At 70.9% G+C, this 25,591-nt stretch carries 16 protein-coding genes; 9 read left to right on the top strand and 7 right to left on the bottom strand.

All coding sequences use genetic code 11. The annotated features are described in order from the left end of the window. The 3 genes from ACWDY5_RS25760 to ACWDY5_RS25750 all read left to right on the top strand — a co-directional run. A partial coding sequence (locus ACWDY5_RS25760; protein ID WP_449724730.1) for a PucR family transcriptional regulator occupies positions 1–461 on the top strand: 461 nt, incomplete at its 5' end. Between the two features lie 36 nt (positions 462–497). Further along, complete coding sequence (locus ACWDY5_RS25755) at positions 498–1,412, top strand: 3-hydroxyacyl-CoA dehydrogenase family protein (protein WP_449724729.1); 915 nt, start codon at positions 498–500, stop codon at positions 1,410–1,412. A 127-nt stretch (positions 1,413–1,539) separates the two neighbouring features. Then, on the top strand, positions 1,540–3,117 hold the full coding sequence (locus tag ACWDY5_RS25750; protein ID WP_449724728.1) for a poly(ethylene terephthalate) hydrolase family protein: 1,578 nt from the start codon (positions 1,540–1,542) through the stop codon (positions 3,115–3,117). Between the two features lie 86 nt (positions 3,118–3,203). On the opposite strand, the gene ACWDY5_RS25745 is transcribed toward ACWDY5_RS25750, so the two are convergent. Together ACWDY5_RS25745 and ACWDY5_RS25740 are read right to left on the bottom strand one after the other, a co-directional pair. Then, entirely contained in the window at positions 3,204–4,958 is a 1,755-nt protein-coding gene (locus ACWDY5_RS25745; protein ID WP_449724727.1) for a sigma factor-like helix-turn-helix DNA-binding protein, read from the bottom strand. Positions 4,959–4,975: 17 nt separating this feature from the next. Then, a complete protein-coding gene (locus tag ACWDY5_RS25740) occupies positions 4,976–6,760 on the bottom strand; it encodes a DNA/RNA helicase domain-containing protein (RefSeq protein ID WP_449724726.1) in 1,785 nt (594 codons plus the stop codon). Positions 6,761–6,931: 171 nt separating this feature from the next. Between ACWDY5_RS25740 and ACWDY5_RS25735 the strand changes: the two genes are divergently transcribed. Beyond that, positions 6,932–12,112, top strand: coding sequence for an AAA domain-containing protein (locus ACWDY5_RS25735; RefSeq protein WP_449724725.1), 5,181 nt, complete (start codon positions 6,932–6,934; stop codon positions 12,110–12,112). 73 nt (positions 12,113–12,185) lie between these two features. Here ACWDY5_RS25735 and folE read toward each other — a convergent pair whose 3' ends face one another. Together folE and ACWDY5_RS25725 are read right to left on the bottom strand one after the other, a co-directional pair. Next, complete coding sequence (gene folE / locus ACWDY5_RS25730; RefSeq protein ID WP_449724733.1) at positions 12,186–12,743, bottom strand: GTP cyclohydrolase I; 558 nt, start codon at positions 12,741–12,743, stop codon at positions 12,186–12,188. Beyond that, on the bottom strand, positions 12,707–13,543 hold the full coding sequence (locus tag ACWDY5_RS25725; protein ID WP_449724724.1) for a chitosanase: 837 nt from the start codon (positions 13,541–13,543) through the stop codon (positions 12,707–12,709). The genes folE and ACWDY5_RS25725 overlap by 37 nt, the downstream gene beginning before the upstream one ends. A gap of 266 nt (positions 13,544–13,809) precedes the next feature. Here ACWDY5_RS25725 and ACWDY5_RS25720 point away from each other — a divergent pair, with 266 nt between their 5' ends. Then, positions 13,810–14,217: a winged helix-turn-helix transcriptional regulator gene (locus ACWDY5_RS25720; protein WP_449724723.1), complete on the top strand. Its 408-nt coding sequence runs from the start codon at positions 13,810–13,812 to the stop codon at positions 14,215–14,217. Here the strand turns inward: ACWDY5_RS25720 and ACWDY5_RS25715 are convergent. Next, positions 14,197–15,750 carry an MFS transporter gene (locus ACWDY5_RS25715; protein ID WP_449724722.1) on the bottom strand — a complete coding sequence of 518 codons (1,554 nt, stop codon included), beginning with the start codon at positions 15,748–15,750 and terminating at the stop codon, positions 14,197–14,199. The genes ACWDY5_RS25720 and ACWDY5_RS25715 overlap by 21 nt on opposite strands. A 52-nt stretch (positions 15,751–15,802) precedes the next feature. Here ACWDY5_RS25715 and ACWDY5_RS25710 point away from each other — a divergent pair, with 52 nt between their 5' ends. After that, a complete protein-coding gene (locus tag ACWDY5_RS25710) occupies positions 15,803–18,274 on the top strand; it encodes an ATP-binding protein (RefSeq protein ID WP_449724721.1) in 2,472 nt (823 codons plus the stop codon). Between the two features lie 10 nt (positions 18,275–18,284). Further along, positions 18,285–19,439: a glycosyltransferase gene (locus tag ACWDY5_RS25705; protein ID WP_449724720.1), complete on the top strand. Its 1,155-nt coding sequence runs from the start codon at positions 18,285–18,287 to the stop codon at positions 19,437–19,439. Here the strand turns inward: ACWDY5_RS25705 and ACWDY5_RS25700 are convergent. After that, complete coding sequence (locus ACWDY5_RS25700; RefSeq protein ID WP_449724719.1) at positions 19,426–19,785, bottom strand: FKBP-type peptidyl-prolyl cis-trans isomerase; 360 nt, start codon at positions 19,783–19,785, stop codon at positions 19,426–19,428. The genes ACWDY5_RS25705 and ACWDY5_RS25700 overlap by 14 nt on opposite strands. A gap of 547 nt (positions 19,786–20,332) precedes the next feature. On the opposite strand from ACWDY5_RS25700, the gene ACWDY5_RS25695 reads away from it, so the two are divergent. Together ACWDY5_RS25695 and ACWDY5_RS25690 are read left to right on the top strand one after the other, a co-directional pair. Further along, entirely contained in the window at positions 20,333–20,674 is a 342-nt protein-coding gene (locus ACWDY5_RS25695) for a hypothetical protein (RefSeq protein WP_449724718.1), read from the top strand. Continuing rightward, positions 20,667–24,194, top strand: coding sequence for a hypothetical protein (locus ACWDY5_RS25690; RefSeq protein ID WP_449724717.1), 3,528 nt, complete (start codon positions 20,667–20,669; stop codon positions 24,192–24,194). The genes ACWDY5_RS25695 and ACWDY5_RS25690 overlap by 8 nt, the downstream gene beginning before the upstream one ends. Positions 24,195–24,215: 21 nt before the next feature. On the opposite strand, the gene der is transcribed toward ACWDY5_RS25690, so the two are convergent. Further along, entirely contained in the window at positions 24,216–25,577 is a 1,362-nt protein-coding gene (gene der / locus ACWDY5_RS25685) for a ribosome biogenesis GTPase Der (RefSeq protein WP_449724732.1), read from the bottom strand. Positions 25,578–25,591 lie beyond the last annotated feature (14 nt).

Raw genomic sequence — 25,591 nt, 5'->3', positions numbered from 1 at the left:
CCGCGCTCGGCGCGCAGGCCGGCTGCCCGGTCACGGTCGCGGCCGGCGGCCCGGGGCGTGGCCCTGCGGGCCTGGCCGCCGCCTACCGGGAGGCCGAGCGGTGCCTGCGCGCACTGCTCCGCCTTGGCCGCGAGGGTTCGGGCGCCTCGATGGCCGAGGTGGGTTTCATCGGTCTGGTGCTGGCCGACCGGGCCGACCACACCGGTTTCATCCGGCAGGCCCTGGGGCCGGTCCTGGACTACGACCGCGACCGCGGCACCGAGCTCATCCGCACCCTGACGGCCTACTTCGCCAGCGGCTGCCACGTGCCCCGCACCAAGGACCTGCTGCACATCCACGCCAACACGGTCGGCCAGCGCCTGGACCGGATCGGCAGCCTGCTCGGTCAGGACTGGCAGTCCCCGGACCGGCTCCTGGAGATCCAGCTCGCGCTCCGCCTGCACGCGCTGCGCGACCCGTAGAGAACTTGGATCTTCACCAGAAACGAAGGAGAAGTCATGGCGCGATTCGGCATCATCGGTGCCGGGCTCATGGGACACGGCATCGCGGTCGCGCTCGCCAGGGGCGGCCACCAGGTGCACATCCACGATTCCGACCCGGCGACCCTGGACAGCCTGCCCGAGCGCCTCGGCACGGCCTTGCGGTTGTGCGGCGCGTCCGAGGAGGCGAGCGAGCGGGCGCGGAGCCTGATCACCGCCACGCCCCGGCTGGCGGAGGCGTTGCGGCCGGCCGAGTTCGTCATCGAGGCGGTGCCGGAACGGCTGGCCGTCAAGCACGAGGTGATCGCGGCGGTGGAAGCGGCCGTCTCCCCCGACATCCCGGTGTGGTCCAACACCTCGGTCCTGTCCCTCACCGACGTCGGGTCGGTGATGCGGCATCCCGGCCGGCTGGTCGGCGTGCACTGGTGGAACCCGCCGCACCTCATCCCGCTGGTGGAGCTCGCGCCCAGCGCTAAGACCGAGCCGAAGCTGGTGTGCCAGGCCGAGGAGCTGCTCGGCGCGCTGGGCAAGACCACGGTCCGCCTGCACCGCGACGTGCCCGGCTTCATCGGCAACCGGCTCCAGTTCGCGCTGCTGCGGGAAGCGCTGCACCTGTTGCGGGACAACGTGTGCGACGCCGCCACCATCGACACCGTGGTGCGTTCCAGCTTCGGGTTGCGGCTGGCCTCGGTCGGGCCGATGGAGAACGCCGACTACATCGGCCTCGACCTCACCCGCGCCATCCTGACCAGCCTCTCCCCCAGCTTGTCCACCGCCACGGGACCCTTTCCCGGCCTGGACGAACTGCTCGGCGACGGCCACCGCGGCATGGCCTCCGGCGCGGGTCTGCTCAACTGGCCGCCCGGCCGCGGCGAGGACGTGGCCCGCCGCCTGGTCGCCGGTATCCAGCGCAACCTGGGGTCCGCGACATAGCGGGTCCCGAAGGAATGTGTGCCCGCACATGGTGCCGGCGTTCACCTTTTCGTAGCGTCAAGGAACAGCGTGACCTAGGACACCTGTTCTCACCCCTGCATTCTCCCTGTTTCCTGGAGGCTCTCCCATGCCACAAAAGCAAGCCTTCCCCGGTCTTCGCGCCCCTGCCGCGGCACTTCTCGCCGTGCTGGCCTTGCTGGCGGCCGCGGTATTGGCGATAACCGGAATTTCCGCCCAGGCCAGCGCGGAACCGGCGCCGCTGTCCGCGGTGGAGCATGATCCGGTCATTCTCATTCCCGGTATGACGGCCCAGGCCTCGGCCATGGAACCGATGAGACGCAACTTCGTCAGCGCAGGCTGGCGGCCGGACCGGGTGCACACCTGGACCGACAGTTTCAACATGAAGGGCGACCTCACCAAAGCGGGTGTCGAGATCGGGCAGAAGGTCGACAGCGTGCTCGCGCAGAGCGGCGCGCGCAAAGTCGTCCTGGTGACCTGGTCGGCCTCCACCCTGGCCGCGCGTTCCTATCTGAAGCACGTTTCCGGCGCGCAGGACAAGGTGTCGATGTACTTCTCCATGGCGGGCCCGCACCACGGGACCACCACCGCGTCCATGTGCCAGAACCTCTACACCTCGTGCCGGCAGTTCGCCATCGGCTCCCCTTGGCTGGCCGCGCTCAACTCCGGCACCGAGGTGCCGGGCTCCCCCGCGGTGCGGTACACGACGCTGCGCTCGACCTGCGACTGGAACGTCAGCCCGAGCACCTCGGCCGAGCTCGCCGGAGCAGGCAACCGCCAAACCCCCACCTGCATCGACCACCTCGCCTTCCCCAGTGACGCCGGGGTGTTCAACCAGATCAAGACCCTCATCACCGAGAACGAGACCACCACAACCCCCACCACCACGCCGACCAGCTCCAGCACCCCGACCACGACCACCAGCACGCCGCCGATCTCGCCCTGCACCTCGGTCAACGGCCAGTGGGCCGCGGCGGGCCCGTTCGCGGTGACCTCCGCCTCCAACGGACGGGGCACGACCGTGTTCCGGCCGGTCAACCTGGGCACGCTGGGCTGCTTCAAGCACCCGGTCCTGCTGTGGAACAACGGCGCGGTCTCCAAGCTCGACCGGTACGCCCCGCTGCTGAACCACCTGGCCTCGCACGGTTTCATCGTCGCCGCGGCCGAGGGCAACGCGGGCACCGGCGGCCCCATGCTCCAGGGCCTTGACCACCTGACCACCGAGAACGGCCAGGCGGGCAGCGTCTTCCAGGGCAAGGTCGACCTGGACAAGGTCGGCGCCACCGGCCACTCCTTCGGCGGCGGCGCCGCGGTCGACGCCGGGGCCGACCCCCGCGTGGACACCATCGCGCCGATCTACCCCCTGGCCTTCAGCAACGCGGGCCGGGTGCGCGGCCCCGCGGTGTTCTACGCGGGCGAGAACGACCCCACCGTCCGGCCGGCCACGGTCCGCCGGACCTACACCCAGGCCACCCAGGTGCCCGCCATCTACGCCGAACAGCGCGGCGCCGACCACTACGGCATCGCCGCCCTGCACGGCCCCATCACCGCGTGGTTCCGCTTCCATCTGATGGGCGACGAACAGGCCCGCGGGCTGTACTTCGGCCCGAACTGCGCCTACTGCTCGTCCTCGTTCTGGTCGGTCTTCGAACGCAACCCGAAGGCCCAGGCGGTTCCCGGCTCCTGAGGCCGGTCACGACAGCGGGGAGCCCGGCGATGCCGGGCTCCCCGTTTCCATGCGGTCGCGACATTGCCCGCGCCGGGCTCACCTGATCATGTGAATGGACGCAGTGGCCTGATGGACAGGCGATATGGTCCGGAGCGCCAGAACCACTCATTGCGCACAATCATGGCGGCCAGCTCGACGTGGGCAATCTTGTGGCGCAACATCTGGGCTCGGATCGTCGGCCAGTCGGCTACACCGCTCTCCAGCACATCAACCAACGCTTTTTCCCTTTCCGGACTCACCTCCTCGCGGAGGAGGCAGGCCGGGGTGCGGTAGCCGTTGGTGGCCACGAAGCCCCAGCCGCGAGCATGGCAATAGCGGGTCGCGGCCTCGAACTTGACGATGTTCTCGTACATCGCGAAGTCGGTCGGCGATGCCTTGATCTCGACGACCAGGCGTCGCCCATCAGTCAAGTCCACGACGAAGTCGGGGTAGTAGGAGCGTTGACGGCCCTCCAGGCGATACGGAATCGCCAGGGCTTGTTCGCAGTACGTCCGCACCAAGTCAGAGATGTCCAGCCGTTGCGCGAACCGCAGTTCGACGCCGGAGTCGAAGCCGACCTCCCGGCCCAGTGACTCGGCATACCACCAACCGGACTCGCTCAGACCGTCCGCCTCACGCGGGAGCCGTAGCGGGCGCAGGTCCCCATCGAGAACCGGGGCGGCCACGCCGGGCGGCCAGTCGGCGTTGTCGACGACGAACCGGAGACGGGCATTGAGCCTGCCGAGTCGTTTCTCTTCACGGAGTTCCGCCTCGCGTTCATTACTCCGAAGCCGGTCTAGCTGCACGACCCGGGTCGCCAGCTCCATTCCCGCCTCGGACGAACAGCCGCACAGCGCCGCCACGATCCGCACGGCCTCAGTGCGGGGCGCGGTGGGCACGGCCAAGTCCAGGAAAGACAGCACCAGATCGGGGGCGGGAGCGCCATCGGCGTTCCCGAGTGCGGCTAGCAGTACCCCGCGCACGTGGTCCCACGCGCGGAACACGGTGCCGGGATCGCCCACTCGCAACCGGTTCAGCGCGCGGGTCTGGCGTTGGCGGATGCGTTCCCGTGTCACGCCGAAGCGCTGACCGATCGCCTTCAGCGTCGTGCCCTCACCCTCCAGCCCCAGCCGCTGGAGCAGGATGTCGCGGTCTCCCCGTGGCACTTTGACGAGGCCCGCTCTGAGCAGTTCGGCGCCGGTCCACCTGGCCTCATCGGCCTGGTCACCTATCTGAGTGGCGGTGATCCGCAGCTGCTCGACGTTGGCCCAGTCGCACTCGACCACCCAGTCGGAAACGACCAGCTTGCCGTACATCTGGTGCAGTCGGCGGCCGGTCTCGATGAGCGTCTCCCGTTCGACGTGTGCCAGCACGTCGAGTTCAGCTGTGCCAGGAACAAACCCGGCTGCCTTGCCGGTGATTGAGGTCCACACCTGGACGATCTCGTCTTCCACCGTGATCGCCCGTTCCCGGCGCAGCGGGCTGGATTTCTGCCTCGGCGGCGCCTTCACCAGTGGCGCCTCAATGAATGGCGTGCCGGTCGCGCTGTCGGCACGGGCTTGTTGCGCCGAGAGCGATCCCTCCACGCCCTTGCGCAGCTCCTCACGCGCCCAGTCGAACGCGGGACGATGGCCGTGGACCTCGTGCCACTCGAACTCCCGCACGTCGCGGACAAGGCTGGCGACTCGGATGCAGATCGAGTTCTCCGACCGGCCGTGCCGCTCGGCGATCTCGGCCACGGTGAACGTGCCGCGGGTTTCCCACAGCAGCTCGTCCTCCTCGGCCTGCGACCACCGCTTCCCGCTTCGTGGCGGGCTCACCGCAGTCCCTTCCCCGGTCATTCGGATCCCCGCATCGCTCGAAAGGGGAGCAAGCCCTTCAGGAAATCGTGAGTCTCGGGATCGCTGGAATGAAGCAAGACGCCCCGTGAAGCACGCGTCATCAGCATCCGGTAGGTGAGCAGGACAGCCCGTAGATGGTCCTCGGGCACAGAGCTTTCCGCGGTCGCGTCTCGGGACCGCGCCGGGCCCGTGACCCAGCGGCCACGCCTGCGGAAGAGATCGGGGCCGATCAGCACCGCCGCGTAGTCGAGTTCGTGCCCGCACCACGCCGACGCACCTCCTGGACGTGCGGTCACCAGTTCGGCGGTGTGGCCGTTGGTGGCGTGGCCGTTGAGCCAATTCCTTAGGACGACCTCGGTTTCGGCGAGGCCGAGGTAGTGCTGGTCGCCCGTCCATCCCCGCGTGTCCTCGCCGAAGAGCACGTCGTCGACCCAGATGAGGTATCGCGCCGATCCGGCACAGCGGAACTGCGCCGTCAAGTCGACGTGGGTGAACGACCTTCCCCGGCGCCCCGCGGCGGCGGCCAGTTCCGCGACGGTCACGCCGCGACCAGCTTCCGATGCCTGCCGGTCGTCGAAGCAGAAGACGCGGGTGCCATCACCGTCCAGGACTCGCGCCAGCACACCTGTACGGCGCTCGATCCGGTGTGCGTCGTCCACCACTCGGAGCTCTCGCCGATCGCCGAGCGGCGCGGCGGACCCGTCGAGGAGCGCGAAGCGATTTTCCACCGCCGCGGGGCGTCCGGCCCGCTGTAGGCGCTCGAACGCCGGCGCGGACGAGGTCATGTACCGGGCTTGCTGGCCAGCGACCCGGCGTGGAACGTCCGCGACCAAGCGGACTGCCAGCGCCGTCTTGCCCGTCCCCGGGCCTCCGGTTACCGCGAAGACGTGGTTGCTGGCGCGGGCCGCCGCCCTGGTCACGCTGAGGTAGGCGTCCTGCTGTGGGCCGAGGAGCACCAGGTCGCCCGCCTCCCGCACCATGCCGGGAAGCTGTTCGACAACGGGACGCGCGGGTGTAGGCGCGGCTTCGAGGAACTGCTGCACCTGCTCATCAGTCGGCGCACTCAGGTCCGTGCAGCGGAAGTGGTCGATCAGGGCAAACCTGTCTTCGTCGAGGTGGTGTGTGCCCAGCAGGGAGACCTCCCGGCTCCCGTGGCTGTTGGCGGCGGCCGCTCGTAACCGGTCGACCATCCCCGGCGATGCCCGGTGCAGGATGGTCACCGCCCGCACGTCGGCGACCTGCTCCCGGGAGGCCAGGCGAGCGCGGAGGTAAGCCGCAGCAGCAGCGGCCCGTCGACTCGGATGCGTGCGGGGCACGCCGTCGACCGCGACCAAGAGCGCGTCAGTTTCATCGAGCCGGACGAGATCATCGACGTCCACCAACACCACAGTCAGCAAGCCGGTGACTCCGGTGCCCAGCAACAGAGCGTCCACACGCTGGCTCGTGCCGGGCAGTGACGGGGACAGGAGCAAGCGAAGTTGGCCGAGTCCGGCCTTCATCCATGCCCCCAACAGAAGCGCCCATGTGATGCGCCAATTCAGTTGTTCAGCCTCGTCGGGAATTTGCCCGAACCTTTCCGCAAAGGTTGCGACGCAGGTACGATGGAACTCTTCTCGGTAGCATCGCATCGCCTCATACGCTTCTCGAACGTTCCCCCCGAAGGCCGCCACCAGCCGTTCATAGCAGAAAGCAGAGGCGATCGGGAACGCTTTCCGACCAACTTCGGGCAGGAACGACAGTGCCGTGTTCAGGCGTGATCCAACGCGCCCAAGCGGGCTCATCAAGTAGACCGTTCAGGCTAACTTTCGCGCACCAGCCGTCGGCATGCTGCCCAGCCGAGCGCTGCCGCAAAACCGCAGACCAGATTCGTAACAGTGTGGTTTCGGCTGTATCGCCGGACCCGTCCCAGGCGATGAGAACCGTGTCGGTTCAGTGAAGAAGGGGGGTCGGCTGTGGCGGACAACGGCGTTGCTCCGAATGTGCGGGGAACAGCGGTTGATCGAGCGGTGCGGCTTTTCGAGTTCCTGGCGCGGAGCCAACAGCTCAAGTCGAACCCGCCCCGCACCACCAGCAGCTACGAGTCGGTGCTGTGGTTCGGACAGCTGCCCGTACACCCCGCTATCCGGTCCGCGCACCGGGAGGACGAGCCCGAGCCCGGCGCCGCCCTGATCACGGTTGAGCGGGTCGCGCACCAGGACCCGCCAGAGCCAGAGGCGGAGCTGCAACCGTGGCTGGCCGGAGGATGGGACGACCCGGCTGGCTCGCCGTGCCTGCGCGGGTCGATCGGCGAAGGGCACCAGCGCACCACGCTCGACGACGTGCCCGCGATCCGTGACGCCTTCGCCGAATGGGAGTCGCGGTGGTCGGTATGGGCCGAGCGCGAACGGACCGATCGACCGGCGCGGGAGGTCTACAACGACCTGTTCTCCGTCTACGTCACCGCAACGGGACATGCCGAGGAACTCGAACTGGTCGTCGGCGTCGGCTGTCTGTCATGGGCGCCGGCCGGCCATGATGAGGTCCGCCGTCATCTCATCACCGTGCCCGCTGTGATCCATTTCGACGACGACACCGGATGGCTGACCCTTCACCAGGCGGAGGTCGCGGACGGCATGAACGTCGAGCTCGACATGCTCGCCCCCGGTCGGGTGGCCAACCCACAGCACGTCGCGCAGATCAAGAGCGAGGCCCGTGAGGTCGAGGTGGCCGTGATACGCCGCGATGTCGTGGGCGGCGTGGTGCGACGGCTGGTGCACGCCCTCGATGGCGGTGCCGCATACGTCGACGATGACGACCCTCAGAAGCCCGTGGCACACGCCGTGGCCGCATTCGCCCCCGCTCTCATCCTGCGCAGGCGTTCGCGGCAGGGAATCGTTGACATCCTTGACTCGGTCGCCGCGCAGCTAGCCGAATCCGGTGTCGTTCCGGATGGGCTGCTTCCGCTCGTCGACCCGGACCATCGGCCGGCCGCGGAGCGCTCGCCCGAACCGGGCGCACTGGTCCAGCTCGACACCGACCCCTTTCTGCCGTTGCCGGTCAACGACCAACAGCTGCGCGTCCTGGGGCAGGTTGACGCGAAGGCGCAAACCCTCGTGCAGGGTCCGCCCGGAACGGGCAAAACCCACACAGTCGCCGCTCTGTTGTCCCACCTCCTCGCGCAGGGCAAGCGGGTGCTCGTCACCGCGCACACCGATCGCGCGCTGAAGGAGGTGCGGGCGAAGCTGCCCGACTCCATCGCGCCGCTGGCCGTTTCCGTCGTTGGCTCCTCGAGGTCGGATCTGGCAGATCTCAAGGTCGCCGTGGAACGAATCAGCCACGTGGCGGGCGAGTACGACGCCGAGGCCGCGCACCGGGCCATCGAGAATCACCTCACGGCGATCGAAGCACTTCGCCGACGTCGCGCCGGACTGTACCGACGACTGCTCGACGCACGCGGCGAAGAGGTCGCCCAGCACGAGGTCGGCGACTACCGCGGCACTCTCGCCGCCATCGCGAAGCGTGTGGCGGCTGAGCGAGAACGCTTCGGCTGGCTGGCCGACCTGACCGACGTGACTGGCGTCCTCCCATCCCCGGTTCCGGCGGGCGACATCGTCGAATGGCACCGGAGCGTGGTGGATGACGCGCTCAACGCAGACGAGCCAGAGTCGCGGCTCAGGAGGCTTCCCCTCACCGATGTGCCCACCCCCGAAGCGTTCGCCGCACTCGTGACCGCGGAACGGCAGGCCATTTCCGCCGAGCAGGGACACAGCAGCCTCACCAGCCACACGGCCTTCGACGCCGTCCGTCGGTTGGACCAGCCCACGCGGACGTCGCTGCGTCAGCGGCTCAACGAGTTCGCGCGGGAAGCCGAAGACCTGTCGCGGCGGTGCGAGGACTGGATGAACAACGCCCTGTCCGACGTGCTCGCCGGCCGCGCGACCATTTGGCGGTCGCGCGGTGACCAGGTGGCCCGGCTCATCGGGCGCGTCGGTCCCCTCGTCGACCAGCTCGGCCCGCTCACCGAGGTGGAGGTCCGCGACGCCGAGCTGGGTACGCTCGTCGCGCTGGCCGGTTCGCTGCGCGGGCACCTCGGCGACGGCGGCAGGCTCAAAACCAACCCGGACGGCTCGCCCAGGACAAGCGCCTTCGCACCCAAGGCCGTGAAGCAGGCTCAGCCGCTGTTCCACGCGGTGCGCGTCAATGGCGTTCCGCCCACCGCGGCCGGCCAGCTGGACTTGTTCCTGGCTTGGGCCGAGGCCACCAGGACGCTGGGCGCATTGGACAAGGCGTGGCCCGACTCGGTGCACATCCCGGCAGAGGACACGTTGAGCGAACGGCTCCAGTGGCATGTGACGGAGCTGGCACAGTTGCGCCGCGTACTGACGCTGGGCGAAGCCCTTGAATTGGAGGAACGCGGCCTGGCGGGTCTCAGCCTCCCCCGGCCGAACTGGACAGACCTTGAGGCCGTGCAGACCTATGCCCGGCTCGTCGACGCCGCCGCCGTTTCCGACGCGCGTACCGCCGCCACAGTGCCGCTGCTGGAGGTTGCGCGGACCATCGCCGACGTGGCGCAGTGGTCCGACGCCGCGCCGTGCGTGCAACGCCTGGCGCAAGCCGCCGAGGAGCGCGACCACGAGTCGTATGCGGCCGCCTACCACCGGCTGGCACGCCTGACCGATGTGACTCGGCAAGCGCGTCGCCGCGACGACATCGCGGCGACTCTGGCACGCGTGTTGCCCGGCGTGTACGAAGCCGTGCTGGCAGCTCCGCGGGACCCCGCCTGGGTACAGCAGCTGGCCGACTGGGACGCGGCTTGGGCGTGGGCCGTGGCACGGGCCTGGGTCCGGGGGCGCGGCAACGAAGACGTCAACGCGCTTCAGGCCGAGGTGCTTCAGGCCGAGGAGGATGTGCGCGGCCAAGTGGAGCGGCTCGCCGCTGAGCGGGCGTGGGGGCACGCGGTGTCGCCGGAACGACTTTCCGGCAAGGCCCGGGCCAACCTGCTTCAGTACGCCCAGCTGGTCAATCGACTGGGCAAGGGCACCGGCGTCTACGCCGACAAGCGCAGAGCCGATATCAAGGCGGCCATGGATCGCTGCCGCCCGGCTGTGCCGGTGTGGATCATGCCTGTCTACCGGATCGCCGAGCAGTTCCGCGTCCAGCCGGACATGTTCGACGTCGTGGTCGTCGACGAGGCGTCGCAGGCCGGCCTGGAGGCGACGTTCCTGCAGTACCTCGCACCCAAGATCGTGGTCATCGGCGACGACAAGCAGGTCTCACCCACGGCCGTCGGCACCCACCAGCAAGAGCTGCGCGACCTCGCCAACCAATATCTGTGGGATGACCCGTACCGCGCGTCGTGGGAGGATCCGAAGCGCAGCCTGTTCGACGAGGCGAAGATGCGGTTCGAGGGCATGACCACGCTCGTGGAACACCGGCGCTGCGTGCCCGAGATCATCGGCTTCTCGAACCGGGTCGCCTATGAGCCAGACGGAATCCGGCTGGTACCCGTGCGCCAGTACGGCGCGGACCGCCTGGAGCCGATCAAAGCGGTGTTCCTGGACAACGGGTACGAGCGTGGCGTCACTGACAAGGTCAACCCAGTGGAAGCGGATGCCATTGTCGACCAGATCGAGAAGTGCATCGCCGACCCCCGTTACGACGGACTGACCTTCGGCGTCGTGTCGCTGCTCGGTCGCGCCCAGGCGAAGGTGATCGAGAAGCGCCTGCTGGAGCGCGTTCCGCCGGAGGAGTGGAAGATGCGCGAGCTGCGGTGCGGCGATTCCGCGGACTTCCAGGGCTCCGAGCGCGACGTGATGTTCCTGTCCATGGTCAAGGCCGCAGAGCCCGGCAAACGGATCGGCGCGCTGACACAGGACCTGTACGTCCAGCGTTTCAATGTCGCCGCGTCGCGTGCCAAGGACCAGATGTGGGTGTTCCACTCCCTGCGCCTGTCCGATCTCGGGAACGCCGAGGACATGCGGTTTCAATTGCTGGACTACTGCTACGCCGTGTCTGGACGCGTGGAAGGCGTGGACGGCGCCAGGCACACGGTGGTGCCCGAAGACCGGAGAGTGGAGCCGTTCGACTCGTTGTTCGAGCAGCGGGTGTTCAACCGCCTCGTCGACCGCGGGTACAGCGTCATCGCACAGTTCCCAGCCGAGGGGTACCGACTGGACCTAGTTGTCGTGGGCGGCAAGACCCGGCTGGCGGTCGAGTGCGACGGCGACGCGTGGCATGGCCCCGACGCGTACGAGCGCGACCTAGCCCGGCAACGCGACCTGGAGCGGTGCGGCTGGCGGTTCTTCCGCATCCGCGAGTCGGAGTTCTACGCCGACCGACCGGCAGTGCTGACCCGGCTCTGGACAGCCTTGCAGGAGTTGGACATCCACCCACCAGGCTGGGTGTCGGAGGCCATCGATCCGTCGGCTGGTCTGCCACGCCAGCCGGTGGTCGTCGAAACGGTGCCACCGGCCCCTGTGGTGGTCGTGCCTGAACCGCGGGCGCCCGAACCGGTGGTCGCCGAATCGAGGGTGTCAGGGTCGATGGGGTTCGTGCCCAATGTCCCGGAGCCGTGCACATCGGTGGTGGATCCGCGCGAAGACGCGGTGTCCTCCCTGGACATCGCGGAACGGACAACGCCGACCACGGAGTCGGTGCTTGCGGAATATGAGCAGTTCGACGGGGAGCTAGTTCAGGTTGCCGGAGCGGGGCGGCGCGAACTGCTTGACGGTCTGGTGCGCCTCGTCGAGTTCGAGGGGCCTGTACTGGGCAGCCGGCTGCGCACTGCCTACGTGCGGGCCTCGGGCGGGTTCAGGGTAACGAAGCTGATTGGGGGCGAGTTGAATCGGGCGATCGCGCAGGCAGTCCGGGAGCGGAGGCTCGTCGAGGACAATCCGCTCGGGGAAAGTGGGATCACGGCGCGCACGTACCGGTTGCCCGACCAGGCCGAGGTGCGGACGCGTCACCTGGGACCGCGATCGTTCGAGGAGTTGCCACCGCGAGAGCTGGCGGCGCTGCTCGACCACGTCACCGAACGGAACGGAAACACTGGAGAGGAGGCGTTGCAGCGCGCCGTGCTGGACCTGCTGGGTTTGAAGCGGCTCACCGACAACGTCAAGAACCGCTTCGCCGCGGTTTGGCCCCTCCGGTCCTGACGGCGACAGTCGCGCCAGATTTTGACCTGCTCAAGTATGCGGAAGTCCGGCTGATCTGTGCCACGGCCAGGGTTCAGGCGCGCAGGCCGCTGAGGGCGAAGAACTCCTGGCGGGAGGCCGGGTTCTCGCGCAGCACGCCGTGCAGGGCCGAGGTCACCGTGCGGGAGCCCGTGGCGCGCACGCCGCGCAGGGCCATGCACAGGTGTTCGGCCTCGATGACCACGCCGACTCCCTTGGGGGACAGGTGTTCCTGCAGCCAGTTGGCGATCTGTTTGGTGAGGCGTTCCTGGACCTGGAGGTCGCGGGCGAAGAGTTCGACGACCCTGGCCAGTTTGGACAGGCCCAGGATGCGTTCGCCGGGCAGGTAGCCGACGTAGGCGCGGCCGTGGAAGGGCAGCAGGTGGTGTTCACACAGGGACTGGACCGGGATCTCCTTGGCCAGCACCAGTTCGTCGTAGCCCTCGTCGTTGGGGAAGGTGGATGCTGTGTGCGCGTGCGGCCCTAGTGTCCTGAGTCGGGTACCGCCACCGCGCCCGTCAGCGCGGTGGCGGCCAGCAGGCTCCCGATCTGTCGCGGGTCCGCTTCGCGCTCCGGTTACTTGATGGAGTAGGAGTCCCCGTAGACCTTCCAGCTCAGCGGGGTGTTGAGGTCGAAGTTCTTGTTCTTCACGAACACCCGCTGGGCGGTGTCCACGCGGCTGGTGTCCTCGTGCGCGGCTTCCTGCTTCATCGCCCACACCCTGGCGTCCAGGTAGGCGTTGAGGTAGGTGGTCTCGTCGCCGCCCTGGGCCGGGGGCTTGGCCTTGGCCAGCGCGCGCTTGCGGATGTTGGTGAAGCTGGTCTTGTCGCCGCCGTCGCCGTGCATGACGATCGCGTCGTAGTAGATGAACTGGCCGAGGGCGCGCAGGCCGTCCTGCTGGGCGCGGGTCACCGCGGGGGTGAAGTAGACGCGGTCGCGTTCGTCTTCCTGGGCCTGCTGGAAGACTTTGTCACCGGCCGCGGTGCGCCAGTCCTTGGGGTAGTTCGGGTCCAGGCCCTCGTGCGAGGCGCTGCCGTCGACCTTCTTCAGCGCGGGCAGGTACTTGGCCAGGATGTTGCCGGGCTTGCGCCTGGTGTACTCCTGCACCAGTTCCAGCATGTCGTGCGTGCCGGAGCAGAAGCCGATGATGCCCGCGGTGTAGCCGCGGCCGTCCTTGATGTCCTCGATGTACTCGTACTGGGCCCGCCAGTCCAGCGAGGAGTTCTCCGCGCTGGAGACGATCTTCATGGCGATTTCCTTCTTCGCCGGGTCGGCCAAGCCGGGCGCGGCCGCGGTCGCGCTGCCGGGGACCGGGGAACCGGCCTGTGCGGACGTGCTCGCGACACTCAGGGCGAGACCGGCCACGGCGATCGCGGCGAGCGCGCGGATGTGCCACCTGGACGCGTTGCGCATCGAGGGTCCTCCTAGTCGGGCAGGGATGGTGCATTCCGAGGGCGGCGGAGGTGTTTGCACAATCGTTTGGATCGCGGCGGGAGCAGGAACTCCCGGCGCTGGCCAATTAGTAAGGAAAGTAGCCTAACTTGTGTGGAGGAAGGGTAACCACCTCGCGTCGGGGGCGGCAATACTCTGTTCGCAGATGGCGGCACAAACCGCGCGATACCGCCCAATACCGGCCAATTCGCCGTCGGCGTAGGGTCGAGGCAGAAGGGGGTGGCGCCATGTCCGGGACGAACACTGGGGTGCCCGCGGTGCTCGCGCACGAGCTGCCCCGGCCGGTGCCGCAGGCGGAGCTCGCGGCCTGTCCGGTCGGGGACGTGTTCCGGCGGGTCGGCGACAAGTGGAGCGTGCTGGTGGTGATCCTGCTCGGCGGGCGGCCGCACCGGTACAACGAGCTGCGCCGCGCCATCGAGGACATCAGCCAGCGCATGCTCACCCGCACACTGCGCGGCCTGGAGACCGACGGCCTCGTGCGGCGCGAGGTGCACCCGACGGTGCCGCCCACCGTCGAGTACAGCCTCACCCCGCTCGGCCGCTCGCTGCTGGAACCGTTGTCCGCCTTGGCCGAATGGGCGGTGCGGCACGAGCCGGAGATGGCCGCCGCCCGGTCAGCCGCGGCGGGCGACTGACTCCTGCGGGGTGCCGTAGCCGGAGCCGCCGAGGGTGCCGATGTGCCGCAGCACCACGGCCGCGAGCAGGGCCAGCAGCACGATGCCCGCGCCCGCGGTCAGCGCGGCGGTGTTCAACCCGGTGATGGCGGCTTCTTTGGCCTGGCGCAACACCTCCGGCGGCAGCTGGGCGGCCACCGAGTGCGCTCCGGCCAGGCTGTCGCGCAGTGGGCCGGCGGCACCGGGTGGGAGGTCGGCCGGGAGCTGCGGGGTGAGCTGGGCGCGGTAGGCGGCGGTGGCCAGGGTGCCGAGCAGGGCGACGCCGAGAGCGAGGCCGAGTTCTTGCACGGTCTCGGTCAGCGCGGCGGCCGCGCCCGCGTTCGCCGGGGGCGCGGCCCCGACCACCAGGTCGGTGCCCAGCGCGGCGATCGCGCCAAGACCCAGGTAGACCAGGCCGAAGCCGAGCACCACCGGCAGCACCTCCTCCGGCCGGCGGACCTGGGCGAGCAGCAGGTAGCCGATCGCGGAGAGCAGCAGGGTGCCCGCGACCACGTGGGCGGGGCGGATCCGGCGGGCCAGCAGCGGGGTGGCGATGGCCGCCAGCAGCATCATCAGCGCCGGTGGGCCCATCCAGGCGCCCGCGGTCAGCGGCGGCAGCGCGGCCACCAGCTGCAGGTGCTGGGTGACCAGCAGCATCACCCCGCCGACGCCGATCAGGCCGACGGTCAGGATGCCCAGCGCGGCACTGAAGGTGCGGCCGGTGAACAGGCGCACGTCGACCAGCGGGTCGGACAGCCGGAGCTGGCGGCGGACGAACAACCCCGCGCAGACCACGCCGAGCAGCAGCGCCAGCCCGGTGGCCAGGTCGGGGCCAACCTTGGCGGCGTGCTTGACCGCGAAGATCAGCGGCAGCAGGGCCAGCAGCGAGAGCGCGACGCTGACCAGGTCGAACCGGCCGGTGGCCGGGGCGCGGTGTTCCGGCAGCAGCAACGGCGCGGTGACCAGCAGCAGCGCCACGATCGGCACCGCGACCAGGAAGGCCGCGCCCCACCAGTGGTAGCGCACCAGCAGGCCGCCCACCACCGGCCCGGCGGCCATGCCCAGCGCGAACGCGGTCACCCACAACCCGATCGCCAGCGCCCGCTGGGCCGCGTCCGGGAACAGCGTGCTGACCAGCGCCAGGGTGGAGGGCATCAGGGTGGCGCCGGCGATGCCCAGGGCCGCCCTGGCCGCGATCAGCAGCTCGGCGCTGGGCGCGTAGGCGGCGGCCACCGACACCAGGCCGAAGGCCACCGCGCCGATCATCAGCAACCTGCGCCTGCCGATCCGGTCGCCGAGGGTGCCCATGGTGATGAGGAACCCGGCGATCAGGAACCCGTAGGCGTCCATGATCCACAAGACCTGGGTGCCGGTGGGGTTCAGGTCGGCGGCCAGGCTCGGCATGGTCAGGTACAGCACGGTCACGTCCAGGCCCAGCAGCGCGGTGGGCAGCGCCAGCACCGCGAGCCCGGCCCACTCCCGCGGACCCGCCTTCCGGGCGGTCAGAACAGTCATGACGGCACCCTGAAGGCGGTCGCTGACGAGCCGCTGACGATATGCTGAGCCCATGCGCTACGGGGTCCTCGGCCCGCTGGTCGTGTGGGGGCACGACGGTGACGAGCTGCCGGTGCCCGAGGCGAAGGTGCGCGCGCTGCTGGCGAACCTGTTGCTGCACAACGGCGGCCCGGTGCCGGTGGACCGGCTGCTGGAGGACCTGTGGGACGGGTGTCCGCCGGGCAGGCCGGTGAACGCGTTGCAGGCCAAGGTTTCCCGGTTGCGCCAGGTGCTCGGCCGGGACGAGGTGCTGCACCAGCCCGCCGGCTACCGGCTGCGGCTGGCCGCGGATCAGCTGGACGCGGCGCGGTTCCAGGAGCTGCTCTGCCGCGCGCACACCACCGCCGAGCCGCAGGCCAGGGCGGAGCTGCTGGCCGAAGCACTGGATTTGTGGCGGGGCGCGCCCTACGCCGAGCTGGCCGACGCGCCGTTCGCCCGCGCCGAGATCGCCCGGCTGGCCGAGCTGCGGCTGACCGCGCTGGAAGACCTGGCCCTGGCGCGGCTGGACCTGGGTGAGCAGCCCGAGGGCCTGGCCGAGCTGGTGGCGCGGTATCCGCTGCGGGAACGGCCGCGGCTGGCCCTGATGCGCGCGCTGTACCGGGCCGGTCGGCAGACCGAGGCCCTGGACTGCTTCCAGGACCTGCGACGCCGGTTGGACGAGGAGCTGGGCGTGACGCCCGGGCCGGAGATCATGGCTCTGCACCAGGCGATCCTGCGTCAGGAGCCCGCACTCGCCGCGCCACGGCAGGGCCGGACAAACCTGCCCGCGCCGGTGACCGAGCTCGTCGGCAGGCGGCAGGCGATCGCCGAGCTGCGCGTGCTGCTGGCCGAGGGATCCGGTCACCGGGCGGTGTCGCTGGTCGGGCCGGGCGGGGTCGGCAAGACCCGGCTGGCCGCGGTGGCCGCGCACGGCCTGATCGAACACTGCCCGGACGGGGTCTGGCTGGTGGAGCTGGCCGGACTCAGCCCCGGCGCCACCACCGAGGAGGTCGCCGAGCGGATCATCGCCACGCTCGGCCTGTGCGAGACCACCACCGCCGAACCCGCCCCGGTCGGCAACGCGCGCTGGCTGGGCCAGGCCCTGGCCGGGCGGAAACCGTTGCTGCTGCTGGACAACTGCGAGCACCTGGTGGAACCGGTCGCCGCGCTGGTCGCCGATTTGCTGGCCGCGGCGGCCGGGGTGCGGGTGCTGGTCACCAGCCACGAGCCACTGGACATCCCCGGCGAGCTGGTGCGCCCGGTGCCGCCGCTGGCCGTGCCGGACGCGGTCGAGCTGTTCAGCCTGCTGGCCGCCGCGGCGGGCTGCCCACTGGACCCGGCGGCCGAACCCGCGGTGGCCATCATCTGCCGCCGCCTGGACGGCATCCCGCTGGCCCTGGAGCTGCTCGCGCCCCGGCTCCGCGTGCTCAGCCCGGACCAGCTGGCCGAGCGGCTGGACGACCGGTTCGCCCTGCCCGTCGGCAACGGCCGGGGCCGCCCGGCCCGGCAGCAGACCCTGCGCGCGATGATCGACTGGAGCTGGGAGCTGCTCACCGAGCCCGAGCGCACGGTGCTCAGCGAGCTGGCCGTGCACCCCGACGGATGTGTGCTGCCCGCCGCGGTGCGGATGTGCGCCGGGGCCGGCATCCCGGTGCTGGAAGTGTTGTCCCGCTTGGTTGATCGCTCCCTGGTGGTCCGGGACGGGGAGCGGTTCCGGCTGCTGGAGTCGGTTGCCGCCTACTGCCTGGACCGCCTCACCGAGTGCGGCGAGCTGGCCGGGGCCCGCGCCCGGTTCACCCGCTGCTACCTGGACCTGGCCGAGCACGTCGAACCCCGCCTGCGCGGCCCGGAACAGCGCCACTGCCTGGATATCCTGGACGCCGAAACCGTGAACCTGCGGCGGGCCTTGGAGATCGCGGGCCCCCTGACGCTCCGGCTGGCCAGTTCCCTTGCCTGGTACTGGTTCCTCCGCGGCCGCTTCAGCGAGGCCCGCCGATCGCTGCGCGCGGCGCTGGCCGCACCCGGTGGCACCGCGGCGGAACGGGCGGTGGCCACGGCCTGGCTGAGCGGCTTCGAGCTGCGCGCGGCCCCGACCGGTTTCCCTTCTGGCATCGAGGATCCCGCGCTGGTGGCTCGCCTGCGCTGGTTCCTCGGCGACCGCGACCCGGAGCTGACCCGCGACGACCCCTGGGCCGCCGCGGCCGTCCTGCTCGAGGCGGACCCCAAGGCGGCCGAGGCCCGTTTCCGCGAGCTCGGCGACGGCTGGGGCCTGCTCCGCGCGCACCGGGCCCTGGCCGAGGGCGACCCGGCCCGCGCCAAGGCGGCCCTGGCCATCGCCGAGGACCTCGGCCTGTGGACCGAAACCGTGGACGTGCTGTGCCTGCTCGGCGACCTCGCGCCCACCGCAGAGGAAGCCCAGCGGTGCTACCGGCGAGCCCTGCGCGTCTCGGTCGACCGCGCCTACCCACGCGGCCAGGCGATGGCCGAGTCCAGGCTCAGCCCGTAGCGTGGCGGCCGTGCGGGTGGCTGTTGTCTCCGGGGGCGAACCCGGCCACGTCTTCCCGGCCATCGCGCTGTGCCTGCGCCTGGCCGAAGCCGGGGACGAGCCCACCCTGTTCACCGTCGGCCGCTGGGTCCAGGCCGCCGAGCAGGCGGGCATCCCCACTCCGCCGCTGCCCGACCTGCCCCTGACCGCCGAGGACGACCGCGAGGACCTGGGCCGCTGGCAGCACGAACGCGCCGCCGCGATGGCCCTGGCCCTGGCACCGCGGATCGCCGAGTCCCGCCCGGACCTGGTGGTGTGCGACGTGCTCGCCCCCGGCGGCGGCCTGGCCGCGGAACTGCTCGGCCTGCCCTGGGCGAAGCTGTCCCCGCACCCGCTCTACGAACCCTCCCGGGGCCTGCCACCGGTGGGCAGCGGCCTGGCCGTCGGCGAAGGCCTGACCGGACGACTCCGGGACACCCTGCTGCGCGCGGCCACCGCCCGCTCGATCCGCCAGGGCGAACGGCAACAGGCGAAGGCCCGCCTCGGCCTGGGCCTGCCCGCACGCGGCCCCGGTCCGGCAGCCCGGCTGATCGCGACCCTGCCCGCGCTGGAAGTCCCGCGCCCGGACTGGCCTACCAACGCACACGTGGTCGGCCCCTTGCTGTGGGAACCGACCCAGGAACTGCTCACCCCGCCGCCGGGAACCGCGCCCCTGGTGCTGATCTCCGCCTCGACCGCGGCCGCCGGAGCCGTCGGCGTGGCCGAGGCGACCCTGGAAGCGTTGCGGGACTTGGGAGTTCGCGCCGTGGTGTGCACCTTCGGCCCGCCACCGGCCGGGCTGCCGGAGTGGGCGCGGGCGGGTCTGGGCAGGCAGGACGAGCTGCTGCGCGAGGCGGCCGTGGTGGTCGGTGGCGGCGGCCACGGCGTGCTGGCCAAGGCCCTGGTCGCCGGGGTGCCGCTGGTGATCGTGCCCGGCGGCGGCGACCAGTGGGAACTGGCCAACCGCGCCACCCGCCAGGGCAGCGCGCTCCTGGTCCGCCCACCGGAACCAGCGGCTCTGCGCGCGGCGATCCGCCACATCCTGGCCGAACCGCGCTTCGCGGCGGCCGCGGCTCGTGCCGCCGCGACCGCCGCCCAGGTCAGCGACCCGGTTCAGGTCTGCCGGAACGCGCTCAGCGCGCGTTGACCAGGTCGATCACGAACACCAGCGTCTTGCCGGAAAGCCGGTGACCGGCGCCGGGCGGACCGTAGGCCAGCTCCGGCGGGACGGTGAGCTGACGTCGCCCGCCGATCTTCATGCCCGGAATGCCCTGCTGCCAGCCCGCGATCAGGTTGTTCAGCGGGAACTCGATGGTCTCGCCCCGGTTCCACGAGGAGTCGAACTCCTCCCCGGTGTCGTACTCCACGCCGACGTAGTGCACCTCCACGGTGCCGCCGGGGACCGCTTCCGCGCCCTCGCCCAGCTTCAGGTCCTTGACCACCAGTTCGGTGGGGGCCGGACCGCCCTGGAAGTCGATCTCGGGCTTGGTCATGCACGGTGTCCCTTCACTTGGCTGCGGATCCCGCACACCGTAACCGCTGCCGTTTGCCGTCACCGGACGGCGCGCGTGGGCGCCATGGGACGCATGGCGCCGGCCCCACTCCAGGTAACCCGCGAACGCCGCGCGGAACTTCGGATCGCCCGGCAGGCCGGCTCGTCGGCCGCGTCCAGCAGCAGAGCACCCCAGCGACTCTGCGAGCTCGAAGCGGAGGGCCTGGTGCTCAAGGAGAGCCTGGACGGAAAGGTGCCGCACTCAGCCCGGCGCTGACCGCCCTGCATGCCTGGGGCCGACAGCGTGCGGCGAGCCGAAGCATCGGCTGCGAACCCCTGCCATAACGACGCTATGCGATCGCCAACAGAAAAACTCGTTCGAGCGAGGTGTTCGAACTCGTCTGAAGTCCGGGCCAACTCCCGATACGCTGTTCCCTCGTGGGCCTGTCCCTCCCCCCTTTGGCGGGCCCACGTGAAAGGGCGCTGGTCTGCCCATCCCCCCTGGCCGGCCAGCGCCCCCGCGGGAGCGGGCGTGCGAGGGTAGGAGCATGAAGAGCGGTCCGGTCGTCCTGATCATCACCTTCCTCGCGGTCGCGGGACTGCTGGTGTGGCTCGCGGTCATCCGCTGGGAGGACGCCAACAAGATCGCCACCGCCGCCTCGGCCCTCGGTGCGGTGGCCGCGGTCGGCGTCGCGGTGTGGACCGCCCTGCGCTCGCCCAAGGCCGGTGGCTCGATCCGCGTCTCCGGCACCGGCAAGGCGACCGCCAGCGGCGGGGGCAGCGCGAACACCGGTTTCCGCGGCAAGTCCGGGACCACTGCCGACGTGCGGAACACCGGCGAGGCGAAGGCCAACGGCGGTGACGCCAGCACCGGGATCCGGCTTGACTGACCAGCCCCGCCCCCGGCGGGTCGAGGTCGACCACAGCGGCCCGGCCACGGCCAGCGCGGGCGGTTTCGCCAACACCGGCGTGCACATCGGCGACGTCAACCTGCTGACCGGCGTCCCGGTGCGCACCAACTACCGGCACCAGGTCCAGCGAATCGCGCCCCCGGAACTCCTTGACCGCGACCAGGAACTGGCCGAACTGGCCGCCTTCTGCACTTCTCCGGACACCTCGGGCGCCTACCGCTGGTGGCAGGCGGGCCCGTGGTCCGGCAAGACCGCGCTGCTGTCCTGGTTCGTGCTCAACCCGCCGCCCGGGGTGCGACTGGTCTCCTTCTTCATCACCGCCCGCCTGGCCGGTCAGAACAACCGGTCGGCATTCATCGACAACCTGCTCGAACAACTCCTCGCGCTGCTCGGCGAAACCGTCCCCCCGTTCCTCACCGAAGCCACCCGCGAACCGCACCTGCTGGGCCTGCTGGACACCGCCGCCCAGCTCTGCCGGGACCGCGGCGAACACCTGGTCCTGCTGGTCGACGGCCTGGACGAGGACCGGGGCGTCACCACCGGCCCCGACGCGCACAGCATCGCCGCGCTGCTGCCCGCCGATCCCCCAGCCGGTATGCGCGTGATCGTCGCGGGCCGCCCCAACCCGCCGGTCCCCGCCGACGTCCCGCCGCACCACCCGCTGCGCGCCCGCGAGGTCGTCCGTGCCCTGGACCCCTCCCCCGCCGCCCAGGCCATCCGGCACGAGATGGAGCGCGACCTGCACGGCCTGCTCCGCGGCACCCCGCTCGAACAGGATCTCCTTGGCCTGATCACCGCCGCCGGCGGCGGCCTCACCCGCGACGACCTGGCCGAGCTCACCGACTGCTCGGCCTGGGAGGTCGGCCACCACCTGACCACGGTCACCGGCCGCAGCTTCGCCCGCCGCGACCTCTACTACCACCCCGGCACCGCCCCCGAGGTCTTCCTGCTGGGCCACGAAGAACTCCAGCTCACCGCCCAGGACATGCTGGGCCCCACCCGCCTGGCCGCCTACCGCGACCGCCTGCACACCTGGTCCGACACCTACCGCGACCGGCGCTGGCCGCCCGGCACACCGGAGTACCTGGTCCGCGGCTACCACACCATGCTCACCGCGACCGGCGACCTGCCCCGGCTGACCGCGCTGGTCACCGACCCGGCGCGGCAGGAACGCCTGCACGACTACTCGGGCAGCGACAGCGCCGCGCTGGCAGAGATCGTCTCGGTGCTGGCGGCCCAGGTCGAGCAGGACCCGCCGGACCTGACCGCGATCACCCGGCTGGCCATCCACCGCGACCACCTCAACGACCGCCACAACGACATCCCGGCCGACCTCCCGGCGGCCTGGGCGATGGTGGGCCAGGTCCACCGCGCCGAGGCACTGCTGCGGTTCCTCAGCTCGTCGGACGGCGTCGACGGGCGGATCTCGCTCGCGGAGGCCCTCGCCGGGCGGGAAGATCGCGCTCGGGCGGCCAACCTGCTGGAGGAGGCCACGGCACTGGCCCGCGCCAGCCGCTTCAGTGACCTGCTGTCGGTGTGGGAGGCATTCACCAGGATCGGCGACCAGCACCGGGCGGCCGCCCTGATGGCGGAGATCGAAGACCGGGTGTCCGCCACGGACCGGCCCTGGCGCTTGGTCGACATCGCGGCGGCACGGTCCCGGTGCGGCGAGGTAGAGCTGGTCACCGAGATCATCGCCGACGCCGAGCCGGAGGTCCGGGCCGTCGCCGACCAGGCGGACCGGGCCGCACTGTTGCTCGACCTCGCCGAGATCCGCGCCCGCACCGGTGACCTGGACGGCGGGCGGCGGCTCGCCGAGGAGGCCGGAGCGCTGCTGCCGTCGCTACCCGAGGACGAACAGGACGAGCCGCGGAAGAACCTGGCCACAGTGCTGGTGAGGTGCGGAGACACCCGGCAGGCAGCGCTGGTCGCCGCCGACATCCCCGACCGGCACCAGCGCGACGGCGCTCTGTGCGAGGTCGCCGTCGCGCTCGCGCGCGAGCACGACCTGCTGGGGAGCCGAGCGGCGATCCAGGACATCACCGACCGCGGCACGCAGGTCGAGGCGCTGGCGCGGGTCGCCCCGGCCCTGGCCGACTGCATCTCCGAGGCCATCGCCCTCGCCAGCACCATCGAGGAGAGCTACGACAGGTCGCTCGCCCAGGCACAAATCACCACGGCCCTGGTGCGGCTCGACGACCTGGACCGAGCCGAGGACATCGCCCGCGCCATCGACGACTCCGGGATCAACACGGCCGCGCTGGTCTCCGTGGCGCTGGCACGGGCGCGCCGGGGAGCGGTGGACCAGACGTTCGCGCTGACCAGCGAGGCGTACACGCGGGTCCGGACCCGTGGTGACCGGTTCCGCCAGGCGGAGACACTGCTGGCCACCGCCAAGGCCTGTCTCAAGGCCGAGGACAACGCACGGGCCGCCGATCTCGTCCGCAAGGCCGAGCCCCTGGCCAGGGGTGGCGATGACGGCGTCGGCCGCGGGTTCCTGCTGTGCCAGCTGGCTGCCGCCCTGCTCGAGGCGGGCGAGTTCGACGAGGCCAGGGCGTTCGCCGCCAGGGTGCCCACGGACTGGCAGGACGTGGCAGCCACCAGCCTCGTGGACAGCCTGGTCCAAGCCGGTGACCTGCCGCGGGCCGAGGAGATCGCCCGGTCGATCCCCACCCAGCGGGCCAGGTACTGGTGCCTGCTGGACATCGCGGACGCGCACACCGCACGGGGTGCGGCCGAGCTGATCGACGAGGTCGACGCCACCGCCGATCGCGAGGAGGACGAGTTCGCGGAGGAGCTGCTCGCGCGGATGGTCGAGAGCATGGCCCGGCACGAGGGTCCGCGGGCGGCTGAGCTGGCCGAACGGGCGGTCGCCGTCACGCGGACCCTGACCGTGCACCGGGTGCGGGTCGAAGCGCTGACCTCGGCCGCGCTGGGTCAGGCCAGGCTCGGCGACCAACAGCGAGCCAGAGCGCTGATGACGGAGGCGGAGCGGGTCGCCGAGGAGGCGCTGGGCGGCGACAGTTCGAGGGCGCTGGCCGAGGTCGTCATCGGCTTCGCCACCGTGGGCGAGTTCGACCGGGCCGAGGCGCTGGCCCAGGCGATGCCTGACCACACCTACCGGAGCCGGGCGTTGGGCGAGTGCGTCCGGCTGTTGCTGGATCGCGGTGATCTTCGTCGTGCCGAGCAGCTCGTGCAGGACATCACCGCGCCGGATGCCCGGGTGCAGTCGATCTTGCTGCTGGCCGGCGTCCAGTTGGACCCCGACCGGCGCGACCGCCTGGTCGAGAAGGCCGAGCAGGCCGCGACCTGGCCCGGACTCCTGATCTCGATCGCCGGGTTCCTGATCGACCAGCGCGTGTCGGAGCGGGCGGCGCAGCTGATCGCGCGGGCGATCCAAGAGCACCAGCTGGACGTCTCGGTGGGCGAGCTGGCCAGGGTGCTGCCCGGCGCGATCGACACCATCGAAGCCGAGCTTGACGTGGTGCGCGGCGACTGACCGCCGCGCACCACATCCGAGCTACTTCTTGCGCTTCTCGCGGACCCGGACCGAGACCTGCACCGGGGTGCCGGTGAAGCCGAACTGCTCGCGGAACTTGCGCTCGATGAACCGGCGGTAGCTCGCCTCCAGGAACCCGGAGGTGAACAGCACCAGCGTCGGCGGGCGGACCCCGGCCTGGGTGGCGAAGAGCACCTTGGGCTGCTTGCCGCTGCGGACCGGGGGCGGGGTGGCCGCGATCAGGTCGGCCAGCCAGGAGTTGAGCTGGCCGGTCGGGATGCGGCGTTCCCAGGAGTTCAGCGCGGTGCGCAGGGCGGGGGCCAGCTTGGCCACCGCGCGGCCGGTGTGCGCGGAGATGTTGACCCGCTCGGCCCACGGGATGCGCTTGAGGTCGCGTTCGAGCTCCCTGGTCATGGCCAGGCGGCGGTCCTCGTCGACCAGGTCCCACTTGTTGAAGGCCAGCACCAGGGCGCGGCCGGCTTCGACGACCATGGTGATGACGCGCTGGTCCTGCTCGCTGATCGGGGTGCTGGCGTCCAGCAGCACGATGGCGACCTCGGCGGTCTCGATGGCCGAGTGCGTGCGCAGTGACGCGTAGTACTCGGCGCCCTGCGCGAAGTTCACCCGCTTGCGCAAGCCCGCGGTGTCCACGAAGCGCCAGACCTCGTCGTCCAGCTCGATCAGGGAGTCGACCGGGTCGACCGTGGTGCCCGCGACGTCGTGCACCACCGAGCGCTGCTCGCCGGCCAGCTTGTTCAGCAGGCTCGACTTGCCCACGTTGGGCCTGCCCACCAGGGCGACCCGGCGCGGGCCGCCGACGGGGGCGCGGAAGTCGTCGCGCGGGCTCTCCGGCAGGGTCTCCAGGACCTTGTCCAGCAGGTCACCGCTGCCCCGGCCGTGCAGACCGCTGACCGGGAACGGCTCGCCGAGGCCCAGCGACCACAGCGAGGCCACGTCGGCGTTGAGGCGGTCGTCGTCGACCTTGGTGGCCACCAGGATCACCGGGCGGTCGGCGCGGCGGAGCAGCCGGGCCACGGTCTCCTCGGTGGTGGTGGCGCCGACGGTGGCATCCACCACCAGCATGATCGCGTCCGCGGTGCGCATGGCGAACTCGGCCTGCGCGGCCACCGCGGCCTGCAGGCCACTGGCGTCGGGCTCCCAGCCACCGGTGTCGACCACGTTGAACTTGCGGCCGTTCCACATCGCCTCGTAGGTCACCCGGTCGCGGGTCACCCCGGGCACGTCCTGCACGACCGCCTCGCGGCGGCCCAGGATGCGGTTGACCAGGGTCGACTTGCCCACGTTGGGGCGGCCGACCACGGCCAGTACCGGCAACGGCTTGGCGCCGTCGGCCAGGTCGCCGTCCTCGGCCGCGTTCTCCACCGCGGCCCAGTCGG

It is taken from the genome of Crossiella sp. NPDC003009 (genome assembly GCF_053591555.1).
This window is presented reverse-complemented; position numbering and strand designations above follow the sequence as displayed.

Bases quoted from the DNA above. Each gene is read 5' to 3' on its own strand.
- ACWDY5_RS25755 (WP_449724729.1), top strand. From the start codon at position 498: ATGGCGCGATTCGGCATCATCGGTGCCGGGCTCATGGGACACGGCATC.
- ACWDY5_RS25750 (WP_449724728.1), top strand. From the start codon at position 1,540: ATGCCACAAAAGCAAGCCTTCCCCGGTCTTCGCGCCCCTGCCGCGGCA.
- ACWDY5_RS25740 (WP_449724726.1), bottom strand. From the start codon at position 6,760: ATGAGCCCGCTTGGGCGCGTTGGATCACGCCTGAACACGGCACTGTCG.
- ACWDY5_RS25725 (WP_449724724.1), bottom strand. From the start codon at position 13,543: ATGCGCAACGCGTCCAGGTGGCACATCCGCGCGCTCGCCGCGATCGCC.
- ACWDY5_RS25720 (WP_449724723.1), top strand. From the start codon at position 13,810: ATGTCCGGGACGAACACTGGGGTGCCCGCGGTGCTCGCGCACGAGCTG.
- ACWDY5_RS25715 (WP_449724722.1), bottom strand. From the start codon at position 15,750: ATGACTGTTCTGACCGCCCGGAAGGCGGGTCCGCGGGAGTGGGCCGGG.
- ACWDY5_RS25710 (WP_449724721.1), top strand. From the start codon at position 15,803: ATGCGCTACGGGGTCCTCGGCCCGCTGGTCGTGTGGGGGCACGACGGT.
- ACWDY5_RS25700 (WP_449724719.1), bottom strand. From the start codon at position 19,785: ATGACCAAGCCCGAGATCGACTTCCAGGGCGGTCCGGCCCCCACCGAA.
- ACWDY5_RS25695 (WP_449724718.1), top strand. From the start codon at position 20,333: ATGAAGAGCGGTCCGGTCGTCCTGATCATCACCTTCCTCGCGGTCGCG.